The organism is Streptomyces sp. M-16, assembly GCF_052114405.1.
Classification (GTDB): Bacteria; Actinomycetota; Actinomycetes; order Streptomycetales; family Streptomycetaceae; genus Streptomyces.
Genome location: NZ_JBFRER010000054.1, coordinates 1 through 12,902, shown reverse-complemented (window position 1 = coordinate 12,902; position 12,902 = coordinate 1). Strand labels below are relative to the sequence as shown.

The 12,902-nt window shown below is 72.5% G+C and carries 14 protein-coding genes; 5 read left to right on the top strand and 9 right to left on the bottom strand.

Annotation, left to right across the window (positions count from 1 at the left end; translation table 11 throughout):
- Positions 1-139: 139 nt before the first annotated feature.
- The 7 genes from AB4039_RS23815 to AB4039_RS23785 form a co-directional block, all read right to left on the bottom strand.
- On the bottom strand, positions 140-616 hold the full coding sequence (locus AB4039_RS23815; protein ID WP_442271770.1) for an ATP-binding protein: 477 nt from the start codon (positions 614-616) through the stop codon (positions 140-142).
- 30 nt (positions 617-646) lie between these two features.
- Complete coding sequence (locus tag AB4039_RS23810) at positions 647-1,009, bottom strand: STAS domain-containing protein (RefSeq protein WP_442271792.1); 363 nt, start codon at positions 1,007-1,009, stop codon at positions 647-649.
- An 82-nt stretch (positions 1,010-1,091) separates the two neighbouring features.
- Entirely contained in the window at positions 1,092-1,550 is a 459-nt protein-coding gene (locus AB4039_RS23805) for a response regulator (RefSeq protein ID WP_266845555.1), read from the bottom strand.
- Positions 1,547-3,235: a sensor histidine kinase gene (locus AB4039_RS23800; RefSeq protein ID WP_442271791.1), complete on the bottom strand. Its 1,689-nt coding sequence runs from the start codon at positions 3,233-3,235 to the stop codon at positions 1,547-1,549. The genes AB4039_RS23805 and AB4039_RS23800 overlap by 4 nt, the downstream gene beginning before the upstream one ends.
- 104 nt (positions 3,236-3,339) lie before the next feature.
- Positions 3,340-4,632, bottom strand: a complete 1,293-nt coding sequence (locus tag AB4039_RS23795) for a PP2C family protein-serine/threonine phosphatase (RefSeq protein ID WP_442271769.1) — start codon at positions 4,630-4,632, stop codon at positions 3,340-3,342.
- Positions 4,633-4,817: 185 nt separating this feature from the next.
- Entirely contained in the window at positions 4,818-5,342 is a 525-nt protein-coding gene (locus AB4039_RS23790; RefSeq protein ID WP_266845553.1) for a MarR family transcriptional regulator, read from the bottom strand.
- Positions 5,343-5,394: 52 nt separating this feature from the next.
- Positions 5,395-6,615: a PP2C family protein-serine/threonine phosphatase gene (locus AB4039_RS23785; protein ID WP_442271768.1), complete on the bottom strand. Its 1,221-nt coding sequence runs from the start codon at positions 6,613-6,615 to the stop codon at positions 5,395-5,397.
- A 101-nt stretch (positions 6,616-6,716) separates the two neighbouring features.
- Here AB4039_RS23785 and AB4039_RS23780 point away from each other — a divergent pair, with 101 nt between their 5' ends.
- Positions 6,717-7,217 carry a MarR family transcriptional regulator gene (locus tag AB4039_RS23780; RefSeq protein ID WP_266845550.1) on the top strand — a complete coding sequence of 167 codons (501 nt, stop codon included), beginning with the start codon at positions 6,717-6,719 and terminating at the stop codon, positions 7,215-7,217.
- 249 nt (positions 7,218-7,466) lie between these two features.
- A complete protein-coding gene (locus AB4039_RS23775; RefSeq protein WP_266845548.1) occupies positions 7,467-8,357 on the top strand; it encodes a DUF4232 domain-containing protein in 891 nt (296 codons plus the stop codon).
- A gap of 45 nt (positions 8,358-8,402) precedes the next feature.
- Here the strand turns inward: AB4039_RS23775 and AB4039_RS23770 are convergent, their stop codons facing one another.
- Positions 8,403-8,936 (bottom strand): DUF7822 domain-containing protein, encoded by a 534-nt coding sequence (locus tag AB4039_RS23770; RefSeq protein WP_442271767.1) that lies wholly within the window; start codon positions 8,934-8,936, stop codon positions 8,403-8,405.
- A gap of 168 nt (positions 8,937-9,104) precedes the next feature.
- On the opposite strand from AB4039_RS23770, the gene AB4039_RS23765 reads away from it, so the two are divergent.
- From AB4039_RS23765 to AB4039_RS23755, 3 genes are all read left to right on the top strand, one after another.
- On the top strand, positions 9,105-9,386 hold the full coding sequence (locus tag AB4039_RS23765; RefSeq protein WP_442271766.1) for a hypothetical protein: 282 nt from the start codon (positions 9,105-9,107) through the stop codon (positions 9,384-9,386).
- A gap of 1,114 nt (positions 9,387-10,500) precedes the next feature.
- The gene (locus tag AB4039_RS23760; RefSeq protein ID WP_266845544.1) at positions 10,501-11,178 is read left to right on the top strand and encodes a hypothetical protein; all 678 of its coding nucleotides are present in this window, start codon (positions 10,501-10,503) and stop codon (positions 11,176-11,178) included.
- A complete protein-coding gene (locus tag AB4039_RS23755; RefSeq protein ID WP_442271765.1) occupies positions 11,163-11,366 on the top strand; it encodes a hypothetical protein in 204 nt (67 codons plus the stop codon). Before AB4039_RS23760 ends, AB4039_RS23755 begins: the two co-directional genes overlap by 16 nt.
- Before the next feature lie 264 nt (positions 11,367-11,630).
- On the opposite strand, the gene AB4039_RS23750 is transcribed toward AB4039_RS23755, so the two are convergent.
- A complete protein-coding gene (locus tag AB4039_RS23750) occupies positions 11,631-12,740 on the bottom strand; it encodes a C40 family peptidase (protein ID WP_442271764.1) in 1,110 nt (369 codons plus the stop codon).
- Between the last annotated feature and the right edge of the window lie 162 nt (positions 12,741-12,902).

Sequence of the window (12,902 nt, the reverse complement as noted above, 5' to 3'; positions counted from 1 at the left end):
CGCGGTCTGCGCACCGACCGGTGTCGGGGCGCAGACCGCGGCGGACGCCGAAGCCTGTTCGACGCCCGTATGGCCGAAATCCCGGATTTCAAACGGGTAGGGGTGTCACAGCGGTCGGGGTGTCACAGCGGTCGGGGTGTCACACCGGTCGGGGATCTCCCTGGGAGTCGGCCGCGCCTTCCAGCGGGACGACGACCTCGATGCGTTTGCCGCCGTGCGCTGCGGGGGTGATCCGCATGCTCCGCGTGAGGCGGTGGATCAACGGCCACCCGTAACCGCCCCGGCCCGTCGCCGCATCGGCCGGAGGGGCCGGCGGGGCCGGCGGGGACGGGGGAACGGTGCTGAGGGCGTCGGTGACGGCGATCCGCAGGCCGGTCCCGCCGGCGCACAGGGAGGCGTCGAAGCCGAGCAGCCCGCCGCCGTGCCGGATGGCGTTCGTGACCAGCTCCGAGGTCACCAGCAGTGCGTCGGTGAGGAGTGCCTCCCCGCCGGCGGTGCCGACCCGCACGGTCGCGGAGGACTCCAGGAGGGCCCGTACGCGGTCGCGCGCCTGCATGGCGGTGCGCGGTGCGCCCGGGCTCGTCCTGATGTCGCTCGTGGCTGCGTGGTACAGCACCGTTCACCTCCTCGTGGGAACGAACGCCCTTCAGCCCTCCCGGGACGGGACGATCATGACCGTGCCCTCGCCCACGCTGGGCGCGGTGGCGAAGGCCAGATCTGCACCGGTGAGCTCCAGCAGCCGGGCCAGACGGCCCGGCACGGTCCCCGCCAGGACCACCGGCCGGTCCAGCGCGGGCTGCAGCATGACGCTGAGCGCGGTCGAGTCCACGAACGTCACCTCGGCGACGTCCAGGACGAACCTGGCCACACCGGGCGCTGTGGGATCCATCGCGGTCCGCAGAGCGGCCACGCTGTCCATGTCGAACTCACCCGCCATCACGACGATGCGTACGTCCCCGTCGGAGCGGGTCTCGACGCGGCTGCGTGCCTCGCCGTTGTGCGCGTCCATGCTGCTCACGTCCGTGTTCCCCACTTTTCCGTTCGCATTCCCGAACCATCGCGTCCTGTCACCGGCCCGGCCACCGGCCGCCTCACCATGCGCGGGGGAGCTTGACCACGGTGACGAAGAAGTCGTCGATCTGCTGGATCGCCCGGATGAACTGGTCGAGGTCCACCGGCTTCGTCACGTAGGCGTTGGCATGCAGCTTGTAGCTGCGCAGGATGTCCTCTTCGGCCGCCGAGGTGGTGAGCACGACCACGGGGATGTGTTTCAGCTCCGGATCCGTCTTGATCCGTTCCAGGACCTGCCGTCCGTCGTACTTGGGCAGGTTCAGGTCGAGCAGGATCAGGTCGGGGCGCGGGGCGTCGACGTGGTCACCGCGGCGGTACAGGAAGTCCAGGGCCTCCAGACCGTCCCGCACGACGTGCAGCACGTTCCCGATCTTGTTGTCCTCGAAGGCCTCTCGGGTCATCAACTCGTCGCCCGCGTCGTCCTCGACCAGCAGGACTTCGGCGGGGGTGGCCTGGGGCCGGTCTGCGGGAGTGCTCATGGGGTTCCTTCGGTGGGTACGGGGGCGGGCGGCTCGGCAGCGGCGCCGACGTCGGCGCCGGCCGCCGCAGTCTCGGCCGCGCCGGGGGCGGCGGTGTCGGGGGCGGCCGTGTCGGAGGCGGCGGTGGCGGAGGCAGCGGTGGCGGAGGCAGCGGTGGCGGAGGCAGCGGTGGCGGAGGCAGCGGTGGCGGTGGGGGCAGCGGCGACGGCGGGCAGGGTGAAGACGATCCGGGTGCCTTCCCGGTGCTCGGTGTCGATCCGGATGCGCCCACCCGCGTGCTCGACGATCTTCTTGCAGAGCGAGAGGCCGATACCGGTGCCGCCGTAGGTCTCCCTGCCGTGCAGCCGCTGGAAGATGACGAAGACCTTCTCGGCGAACTCGGCCGGTACTCCGATGCCGTTGTCGGTGACGGTGAAGGTATGGAAGCCCGGCTCCGCGTCGGGGCCGTCGGCCACGGCCACGGCGACCTCGACGCGCGGAGCGCGGTCGGGCGAGCGGAACTTGACGGCGTTGCCCACCAGGTTCTGCCACAGCATCGTCAGGAGCGTCGGGTCCCCCACCACGTCCGGGAGCCGCTCGGGCCGGGTGATCTCCGCGCCGCTGTCCTCCACGGCGGCGGCCAGGTTGCGCAGCGCGCGGTCCAGGGGGCCGTCCATCGCGAGCGTCTCGCGCGCGTCCTGGACCCGGCCCACCCGGGAGAAGGTCAGCAGGTCGTTGATGAGGACCTGCATCCGCTTGGCACCGTCGACGGCGAACCCGATGTACTGGGCGCCGCGCTCGTCGAGCTGGTCCCCGTACCGCTTCTCCAGCAGCTGGCAGAAGGAGGCCACCTTGCGCAGCGGCTCCTGCAGGTCGTGGGAGGCCACGTACGCGAATTGCTCCAGCTCCGCATTGGAGCGGCGCAGCTCCACCGCCTGCGCGTCCAGTTCGGCGGCGATGCGGTCGAGCCGCTCGGCATTGCGCCGCGAGGCCTTCAGTTCGGCCACGGTCCGGTGCCGCATGGCCTCCACCGCACGGGCCAGGGCCCGCAGATCGGAGGGGCCGCGCAGAGGGATCTCCTCCTCGAAGGCCCCGTACGCGACGCGCTGGGAGGCCGTGCGCACCAGGGCCAGCGGCCGCAGCACGCCCACGTGGAGCAGGACGGCGAGGGCGGAGCTGGCCAGCAGGAAGGCCACGACGATCGCCAGCAGGATGTGGTCGCGCTGCGAGCGTGCTTCGCCGAAGGTGGTGCGGGCGTCGGCCTGGATGCGGTCCAGATGCGCCTGCTGGGTGGCGAGCCGGCGGCGGACCTCGTCGAAGCGGTCCTTGCCGGACTGGAGGGACGGCGGGGTGGAGCCGTTCTCCACGGAGGCGATGGCGGGGGTCGCGAACTGCTCGCGCCAGGTCCGGGCGGCTTCCTGCACGGCGGCCAGGTCGGCACGTACGCCGTCGTGGTCCCCGTCGGAGACCGCCGCCAGGCGCTGGGCGGCCGCGGTCTCGTTGGCCAGACCGCGCTCGTACGGCTCCAGCAGCGCGGGCTGGTCGGTCAGCAGGTAGCCGCGGACCCCGGTCTCCTGGTCCAGCAGGGCCGTCTCCAGCCGCAGGGCGTCGCTCTGGGCGGGCATGATCCCGTCGACGAGCCGGTTGCCGGCCGTCGTGGTGTGGGACAGGAGGGCCGCGCCGAGCGCGCCCGTGCCGACGACCATGAGGGCCAGCACGACCAGCACGCTGGTCAGCCAGACCTGGAGGCTCGGCCCGTGGCGCTCCGGGGCCCGTCCGCCGGGGGTTTCGGGGGGCTGTGCGGGAGAGGTCACGTGGAGGAGTTCCATTCGAGGTGGAGAACGGCGACGTCGTCGGCCAGGCCACCCCAGTCCGCGGCGAGGCCCTGCGCCGTCTGGATGAGGGTGTCGACGAACGGTTCCGCGGGCAGGTCTGCGTGCTTGCGGGCGATCTCCAGCAGGCCCGTCTCGTCGAGTCGGTCGGAGCCGGGGCCGATGCGCCCCTCGATCAAGCCGTCCGTGAAGAGCATCACGGCGCCGCCCGCCTCCACGGCCACCTCGGTGACGGGCCAGCCGGGGCCCCAGCCCGGCAGTAGGCCCAGGGCGGGCCCTCCCGGCACGGTGCGCAGCTCCACGCCGGCCGCCGAACGGACGAGGAATCCGGGGTGGCCGGCGCGCTGTACGGAGACGGCGTGGGTGCCGGCGGGACGGGTCAGGCAGACGAGGGTGGCGAAGATCTCGGGGCCGGAGCGTTCCGCCAGCAGGATCCGCTCCAGGAGCCCGAGCAGTTCGGCGCCGCGGGCGCCGGCCATGACGAACGATCGCCAGGCCACGCGCAGGCACACGCCGAGCGCCGCTTCGCTGGGGCCATGGCCGGACACGTCGCCGACGACGGCGTGCGTGGCCCCGTCAGGGGTCTGGACGACGTCGTAGAAATCCCCGCCGAGCAGCGTCTGGGCGCGTCCGGGCTGGTAGCGGGCGCAGACGGTGACGGCGTCGGCCGCGTCGTCGAGCAGCAGCGGCGTGGGGAGCAGGCCGCGTTCGAGGCGCGCGTTCTCCTCGGCGCGCAGTTTGCCCGCCTGGAGGGCGGCGGCCGCCAGCTCGGTGCGCTTGCGCYGGATCGCGTAGCGGATGGCCCGCATGAAGACGTCGGCCTCGACGCGACCCTTGACCAGGTAGTCCTGGGCGCCGGCGGCGACGGCGGTCAGTCCCGCCCGCTCCTCCGACAGGCCCGTCAGGACGACGACCGCCGCCTCGGCCGACACGGCGAGGACCTTCTTCAGTCCGTCCAGGCCCTGGGCGTCGGGCAGGTGCAGGTCCAGCAGGACGCACTCGGGGGCCTCGGCCTCCAGCAGGCACAGGGCGTCGGCGAGGGAGCGGGCCCGGCCGAGGCGGACCTCGACCCCGCTGTCCTCCACGAGTTCCTCGACGAGCACGGCGTCGCCCTCGTCGTCCTCGATGAGCAGGACGTACGGGGGCAGGCCGTTCCACAGTGCCAGCGAGTCGTCCGGTCTCCCGGAGGACTCCCGCCGGGGCTGAACCACCGGGGGCTGCGATGTGCGGGCGGCCGGTGGGTGGGTCCCGAGCCCGGGAATGCTCACCATGGCGTCGCGACTGTCCCTTCTCATCTCGGACGGCGGACGCCCGACGGACGCGTGGTTGCGTCGGACAAGCCTAGAGTGATCATTTGCCGTTGGGCAATATTTTATGAACTCAATGATTCTGTCATCCCGTGGATGGGCCTGGAACCACCCCATGGACCGGAGGCGGCCGCCGCGGCCCCCGGACGTCAGGCGCTGTCGGGGACGGAGGCCCGGGCCGACGGTGCGGAGCAGTCCGCGTCCGCGGGCGGGGCGGCGGCCGGGTACCCGCCCGCGGCCGCCTCCCGGAACGCCTCCAGGCCCGCCACCAGCGCGTCCACCGCCTCGGGGGTCATCCGCCCGAGCACCGCCGACAGCTCGCGCACCCGGATCGCACGCCGCTCGTCCAGCAGTGCGCGCCCCTGAGGTGTGAGCCGTACCTCCACCTCACGGCGCCGGGACGGATGGGGTGACCGGGTCAGCAGCCCCATGGCCTCCAGCCGGTCGCAGAGCCGGGAGACCGACGGCGGGCGGGAGCCGAGCACATCGCCCAGGGTCCGCAGGTTGACGCCCTCGGCGCCCTCCACGGCGAGCAGCGCCCGCAGCTGCGACGGCGATACGGCCGGTTCCACACCGTCCTGGCCCCTGGCCTGGAGCACCGCGAGGAGGTCCGCCGCGGCCGCGAGGGCCGCGGCCGGGTCCTCGTGGGCGCCGGAGCGGCCGGGACGGGGCATGTCACCACTGTGCCACCGTCCGGCGCGGCAGGCCCTGTCCGCCCGGTCCCCGCTACCGCTCGCCGCCGGCCCCCGTACCGGGCCGGCCGTGCCAGTCCAGGCAGACGACCAACGCGTCGTCGGTGGCGTCCACGCCGCCCCGGTACCCCGGCAGCTCCTCCAGGAGGGCCCGCGGCACCTGCGAGGGCGGCAGCAGCCGCGTGTTCATGACGGCCCGGGTCAAGGCGTGCAGGCTGTACGGCTCGCCCACGGGGGAGAGGACGTCGTAGACGCCGTCGCTCAGGAAGAACAGCCGGTCCCCGGGCAGCACCTGGAAGCGCTGGGAGGTGTAGACGGTGTCCTCGAACATGCCGAGCGGCAGCTGCGCCTCCAGCCCCAACGGCTCCACCGTGCCCCCGCGCAGCCGCCAGACCCGGGGCGACCCGGCGTCGATGACCTCGACCTCGCCGGTGTCCAGGTCGAAGCGGAGCAGCAGCGTCGCCAGGTGCAGCCGCCCCTGGTACTGGCCGTAGAGGGCCTGGTCCGCCAGTGCCGCCTGATCGGCGAGGCCGAGGCCGGCCCGCCGGGCGTTGCGCAGCGCGCTGACGGCGAGGCTGGTCAGGAGCGCCGCGTCGATGCCCTCGCCCATGCCGTTGTTGACGGTCAGCGTCAGATGGTCGGCGGAGGCCGACCAGTCGAAGCTGTCGCCGAAGATGGCGTACGCGGGCTCCAGTTGGGCCCCGAGGTCGTACTCGGGCCGGGAGCACGCGCGCCCCGGCAGCAGCTGCCACTGCATCTCGGCGGCGAGGGTCAGCCTCTTGGCCCGGCGCGCCTGCAGGAAGAAGTCGGTGTCGCGGTCGGCGACGAGGATCTCGTGGGCCAGCGCATCGGCGATGTCCTGCAGCGGGCCGATGTGGCTCCCCACCGGCACTCCGGCCGCGTAGCGCACGCTCAGGACCCCGAGCCGTTCACCCCGCACGGTCACCGGCAGGTGCACGGTGACCCCGCCCTCCCCCAGGACCACGTGCGCCTCCTGGGCGCCGAAGGCCCTGCCCTCGGCGGTGTTGTACGCCGACACCGACTCGGCGGTGAACGGCTGCGCCGTGACGGGCTGGAGCCGCGCCGCGGCGTAGTCCGCGATCAGCAGTTCGGCGCCGGCCGCCCCGTGGTCGCGGGCCAGGAGCCCCCGCACCTCCTCGAACAGCGCGTGCGGGGCGGCGGCGCGCAGCACGCGCTCGACTTTCCCGCCGCCCCCGACACCGCCGACATCCTCGCCCCGTACGCCTTCAGTCACCGGCCCCGTACCTGTCTCTCTCACAACTGCCAAGATGGGGGACGACGAAGCCGCCGGTCCGCCGGGGAAGGGATGCGCGTACGTCCGGTAGGGAGTGTCACATGAGTCAGCGGTCGATCGGCTCCCCGCGGCCCGCCGTGTCGGCGGTGGCGGAGATGAGCGAGCTGATCGAGCTGCTGGAGGTGGTCTGGGAGCGGGGCCGGGACACGGCCAGCGCCGCGCCCGTCTCCTCCGCGCAGGCCCGGGTGCTGTTCCTCGTCGAGGCGAACGACCAGCTGAACCTCCGCGAGCTCGGCAGGCTGCTGGAGGCGGCCCCGCCGTCCGTCACCCGGCTGTGCGACCGGCTGCAGGCCGTGGGCTTCCTCGAACGGCACCCCGGGGCCGACGACCGCCGCGAGGTGCTGCTCGGGCTGACGGCGGCAGGCCGGACGTACCTCGAACGACTGCGGGCCCGCAGGCAGGAGGTGCTGGCCGAGGCGATGGCCGCGATGCCGGAAGCCTCCCGGGCCGCCCTGGCGACGGGCCTCGCCGACTTCTGTGCGGCGGTCGCGAAGCCGCTGCGGCTGCCGTCCCGGGACACCTTCAGCACCAGGACGGCCTGAGGCGGTCGGGCGTGCGGGCGCAAGGCGGGCGGGCTACGGCGCGCTGCCCCTCGCGCCGTCCCGAGGAGGGAACACCCGCGTGAACCGACGGGCCGCACCGGGCTGGTGGAGGCGACCACACGCCGTACGCACGTCCTGCCGGTCCCGTCCGACGCGGCGCCCCAGCGGACCGGTTACCGTGACACGCCTGTGACCGGAAGTGTGGCCTCCGCCATGGCCCGGCATCCGCGTCCCTGATGAGGTGGCGTGATGCCCAAGACCAATGCCCTTCTTCCGGTGCTCACCGCGCTCCTGCTCCTCACGGCATGCGGCGCCCCGGGATCCGGGACCGGCGTCACGGCCCCGCGCGTGGACGGCGTGTTGATCACCTCGGTGACCCTTCCCTCCGCCATGCCCACCCCCGGCTCCGACGGGTTGGGCGTCGTCCACGCCGATCCCCTCCCCGCCGACGGCTCCGGAATCTCGGCCGCGTACGAGGTCACCAACAACGGCACCGAGGCGCTGGCTTACACGATCCTCTTCGACTTCACGACCGAGGCCGGCGAGGTCATGGCCAACACCCGCGAGACCGTACGCTCGGTCGCCCCCGGCGCGACCGTGCGCGGCACGGTCCGGCTGAAGGCTTCCACCCCCGGATCGTCCCGGGTGACCCGCGTCAAGGTCTCCCGCGTGACGACGGTACCCGCCGCCGAGGCACCGTCCGCATCGGGCGAGTGCCCGCCCTCCGGCATCCGCATCACCGCCGACGACGGCGACGCCGCGATGGGGCTGCGCGTGGTCGGCCTGCACCTGGAGAACTGCGGCAAGCGCGACTACGCACTCGACGGCTACCCTCTCCTGGAACTGCTGGACCAGAAAAAGGTAGCCGTCCAAGGGGTCCACATCGTAGAGGGAAGCGGTGGCATCAGCACCGGTACCGGATTCGACGAGCCGGCCCGTCCTTTGGTGCTGAAGCCGGGTGAGAGCGCCCTGTCCGGGCTCATGTGGCGCAACACCACTGAATCCGGGGATGCCGTCAACGTCCCGTACGTAAGGGTGCGGGCCGTGCAAGGCGCCGATCCGGTGACCGTGACACCCCATCTCGATCTCGGCACGACCGGCCGGCTGGCCGTCCGCGCCTGGACCCGCCCGTCGAAGTAGGGCCCCGTCCGGAATCGGCTCCGGCTTCCGGGAAGACCAGACCCTCTATTCGGAGAAGGTGTAGTAGAGCGCGTCGCTGTAGAAGGACCCGAGGTGCTCCTGCCAGTCGGCTCGGACCGAGGCGAGCCATTCGTCGTTCTCGCCGGCGATCGCCGCCTCGGCCTGGGCGACGGCGCCGGGGATGTCGGTGGAGACCAGGCGCTGCACCGCCGCCACCGGGTCGTCGGCCGTGATGGAGATCATTTCCCCGGTCTCCAGGATGAAGTGCCCCGCCCTCTGCTTGTCGAGGTGGGCCCCGGTCTCGTCCACGCACCGGGCGAACTGGTCGTCGTCCTCAAGCCCCCGCCCGACCGCGTTCAGGAGGTCGCGGAGCAGGGCCGCACCCCTGTCGTAGTCCGCGGCGATACCGATCCGCGGGTTCCAGATCATGGAGGGGACGATCGTCGTGCCGTACCCGGCCATGAGCTTGTGGGCGAGCGGGATAGCCCAGTTGTGCTCGGATATGCACCGGATCGCCTGGGGGATCTCGTCGTCGGTCGGCACCGAATCGGCAGAGTAGAGGTATGAACGGTTTGCCATGGCGGCGACCCTAACACCGGGGTCCGACAGCCCCGGTGCCGTCGGCCCCGCCGTACCGCCGACCTGGACGCGCCCCTTGAATCCCTTCGTCAACAGCACCTGTGAGAACAAGATGTGACTGGGCAGAGACGCACCGCCTGGTGGCGCAATCTCAGTGGGGTGAGGCAGATGGGCCGACGGCACACGGACGCGGAGACACGGGTGCGGCGGGGCGCTGACGGGCAGTTGTACAGGGCCGCGCAGGACGTCACCGCGATGCTCCGCGACACGGCGCGGACGTTCGACCTGCAGGCAGAGCGCGGCGAGGCTGCCCAGACGGCAGAGGGGCGGACGACCCCGGTGCGTCTGCATGGGGAGACGATGCGCATGGTCGCGAGCATCCTGCGTGGGCAGGCCGACGAGATGGACGTCCAGCTCAACGCCATCGCCGTCCAGCACCCCCTCCGATAGCGGGCCCTGGGCATCCGCACTGGTCAAAACGCCCCCGCTCACGAGTGGCGCCTGGGGCTGCGTTCCGGGGCATCTTCGCCCCGTGCCACCGCATTGTCCTCAGGCGGAGACCGGCCGCCACGGCGGCGGCCCGGTCGGCGAGTCCAGCCACGGCATCGCGCTTGGTCACCATTGCGGGCCGCCTCGACGACAGGCCTGGCGGTAGTCACAGACCCGCAGCCGAGACGCCCAGCGGTCTCTCCGGGCTTACGGAGCAGGACAGGCCTCCATCTGGGTCCTCGTGGTRGTGATCGTTCAAGGCCCGGGGGTCATCCCCGCGGGTGCGGGGAGCAGGCTTCTTGAGCTGCCACTTCAGGTGGAGAGGTCGTTGTTCTGAGGCACTTTCACTGATTCCGGCAATCCTGACTCATCCCCTGTTCTTCTTTGTTGTCACTCCGGGACGGAGTTCGCCCGCCTCTCGGGGAAAGAGGCGCGACTTCGGCAAGGAAGGGCGTGCTCCCGGGCCGGCGGCCTGGCACAGGCGCCGGGCCGCACGGTGCCGCGGCCGGCGCACGGCTGATGCGGAGTATCGGTTCGCCGGGCTGCCGGTGGTGTGTCCGTGTTGGAGCCGGCGCAGCTGGTCGGCAGGCTCTGCGGGGTGCGCCCTGCCGGATCCGCAGCGCATGGGTGCGCGCCCAGGCGGCCGCAGCCAGGGGCGGGATCGGCGTTGGCGTTTCGGCCGTCGCTCGGGCTCGGGTCAGGCCAAGGGTGGGCGGGTCGGCGTAGCGTCGCGGGGCCTCGCCATCCGGGGTACCGGCACTCCGGGCACGGTCGCCAGTGCCGACGTCACCTTCATCCCGTTCGGCATCGGCTGCCGACGAGAGGCCCCGCGTCAGCACCACAGGGGCGCTGCCCGAGACGGAACCCCGTCATCCGGGGCACCCATGGACGCCGCCCATCTCAAGGGACGGAACGGGCAGGGGTGATTTCCCTCCCGGAATCGGACACTCTCCCCCGCGATCCGGCCACCCGTCGGGCCGTCCTGGGAATCGGCCACGCGTTCGCCTAACGTCCCTGCCCTGCCGCCACACCGGGCGCACCCTGCTCCCGCAGCTCGCGGCACGAGGAGCTGTTCATGCGTATGTCCGCTTTGGCCACCGCAGGTTCGTCTCTGGGGCTCGTACTGGCGCTGGCGTCCGGAGCGAGCGCTGCAACCCCCGCCCCCTCTGCCGACGCGTCCGCCAGGACGGCGCCCGCCGGGGCGGCCCGGCCGACCACCGGCGCCGTCATGCACTACGGCTACGACGGCGCCGGTAACACCTACCAGTCGGCGACGCTGGACCTGTCCGACCCCAAGGCCAAGGACCCCGCCAACTACCTCCCGAAGGAGCTCGTCGATTCCGCGCGGGCGATAGAAGCCGCCAAGACCAGCGGCAAGACCGCCGCTCCCGCCGCGAACGCCGCCGGCGCGTTCCTGTGCACGCTGTACGTCGGCGGCCTGCGGGACTGGAACCTCGGCGACCTCCAGGGCACCACCAACCAGGACTGCTCCGGCAGCTTCCGCGTCCAGCACACCAACGGCCAGTTCGCCTGGGACAACGGCGGCTGGGCGCGGTTCACCGGCTCCGTCGTCGGGCCGGAGACCACCGCCCAGCACAACGACACCGTTTTCATGGTCTGGTGTAATCACCCCGCCGGGTACGGCCAGAAGCCGTACCGCCTGGAAGCCCGCGGGTACGCGACCGCGACGGACGGCACCCAGGTCAAGGGCTATCTCCAGTACGGAGGCTCCAGCAAGTGGACCTGCCTGTAGAACAGCCGCGCAACACGTTCGGCTACGACCCGGCCAGCGGGCCCGTCAACGCCACCACCCTGACCCCGGACACCCCCGACACCCCGTCCGGCCCGGCCGGTGACGAGGGGGACGACGACGGCCCGGCGGTGATCCTGGCCCGTGCGACGGCACGACGGGCGACCCCCACCGACGACCCGACCCACTGACCCCGGCCCCACCACCGTGCCCCCTCTGCCCAGCACGGGGAGAGGGGGCACGCACGCGGAGGGGAGTCAGGGACCAACGCCCGATGGGCCCCGTCGACGGCGTCACTCTCGTTCGGAGCGCTCACCGCTCCCTCACCGGTCGACGGCGGCGCTGCCGTCCGGCTCGCACGGGTCTGCCGCGCCTGCCGACACCGCCGGCAGCGTCGGCCGGAGAGCACGGCGCTGAACGTCGGGCCGGTGGGGCCGGGCGGCGCTGCGTCCGCGTCAGCGGGTGAGGAAGCGGGTGGCGCCCACGTACACGCGGCCGGTGGAGCCGATGGGTTCCTCTTGGACCACGTCACCGGTTCGGGGCGAATTGATCATCATCGGTTCGCCGTTCTTCGTCCCCGAGTAGATTCCGACGTGGGTGACAACGGTCCCGGTGGCGGGGCGGAAGGCGACGATGTCCCCCGGCTTGAGGTCCCTCGTGTCGGTGATGCGCACCCCGACGGCCGAACCGGCGGGCGGCCGGCCGCCACCCGCGTCGAACTGCGGCTGGGCGTCCCGGGGGATCGTCAGGCCGAGGGCGGAGTAGATCTGGCTGGTCAGGCCGGAGCAGTCGTAGCCGAATCCGGAATTGCCGGACCAGAGGTAGGGCAGGCCCAGGAAGGTGCGTGCGGCGTCGACCACGTCCTCGCCGCTCGGGGAGGCCGGGACTTTCTGCAGGTCACCGGCTCGGAAGAACACACGGGCACCGCTGTGGGAGTAGGCGGTGACGAGGCCGGGCAGTGGGCCGGCTTTCACCGGGAATGCGGTGTTGTACGAGTACTCGACCGCCTGCCCCGCCCCGGCGGCCGAGAGGGCGGCCTGGGCCGTGGTGAAGCCCCGGGCCGTGGGGCGAGCGACGCGTTCCTCGTGTGTACCGCCCGGTGGCCGCCGGTGATCGGAAGTCAGCTGCCGGTCGGGGATCCAACCCGGGTAGGCGCCCCGGCCCGTCTCGTCCCTGGGGGTGGGCTGGCCGTGCACCCATACGTGGTCCCAGAGGAGGCCACCGTGCCACACCGTCTGATCGACGGTCACCTGCGCCTGGTGGAGCGCCTGTGTCTCGCCGGCCACGTCACGACGCTCGTCCAGGGACATGGCCGTCAACCAGCCGTGGATGTCCGCGGGATTGGCGGTCGCGGGAGCGTCCACGGGCCGTACCTTCTCCGGGCTCACCCAGACCTGCGCCACCGTCACGTCGACGTAACAGGTCGGGGCGCCGTCGCACGGGCGCGTCGCGACGGGTTGGTAGGCGCCGGACGCGACGGCCGGAACGGTGGGGAGTGCGGCGGCAGGGGCAGCGAGGGTGAGGAGCGTCGCCGCGGCCGTCAGGAGGGTCTTCACGGAGTACATGCACCGATGCTGTCCAAYATCCGTCGCCGGTGAACCCGTCCGGCGACGGAGCGGGCAGGACACGCCACCCCGCGCGGCGACCCCCACGACCCGGCGCGCCCACCGCCCGCCACCCCGCCTGGCAGGCGCCGGCGCCGGGGCCTGGCAGGCGCCGGCGCCGGG

Bases quoted from the DNA above. Each gene is read 5' to 3' on its own strand.
- AB4039_RS23810 (WP_442271792.1), bottom strand. From the start codon at position 1,009: ATGGACGCGCACAACGGCGAGGCACGCAGCCGCGTCGAGACCCGCTCC.
- AB4039_RS23805 (WP_266845555.1), bottom strand. From the start codon at position 1,550: ATGAGCACTCCCGCAGACCGGCCCCAGGCCACCCCCGCCGAAGTCCTG.
- AB4039_RS23800 (WP_442271791.1), bottom strand. From the start codon at position 3,235: ATGGTCGTCGGCACGGGCGCGCTCGGCGCGGCCCTCCTGTCCCACACC.
- AB4039_RS23790 (WP_266845553.1), bottom strand. From the start codon at position 5,342: ATGCCCCGTCCCGGCCGCTCCGGCGCCCACGAGGACCCGGCCGCGGCC.
- AB4039_RS23780 (WP_266845550.1), top strand. From the start codon at position 6,717: ATGAGTCAGCGGTCGATCGGCTCCCCGCGGCCCGCCGTGTCGGCGGTG.
- AB4039_RS23775 (WP_266845548.1), top strand. From the start codon at position 7,467: ATGCCCAAGACCAATGCCCTTCTTCCGGTGCTCACCGCGCTCCTGCTC.
- AB4039_RS23770 (WP_442271767.1), bottom strand. From the start codon at position 8,936: ATGGCAAACCGTTCATACCTCTACTCTGCCGATTCGGTGCCGACCGAC.
- AB4039_RS23765 (WP_442271766.1), top strand. From the start codon at position 9,105: ATGGGCCGACGGCACACGGACGCGGAGACACGGGTGCGGCGGGGCGCT.
- AB4039_RS23760 (WP_266845544.1), top strand. From the start codon at position 10,501: ATGCGTATGTCCGCTTTGGCCACCGCAGGTTCGTCTCTGGGGCTCGTA.
- AB4039_RS23750 (WP_442271764.1), bottom strand. From the start codon at position 12,740: ATGTACTCCGTGAAGACCCTCCTGACGGCCGCGGCGACGCTCCTCACC.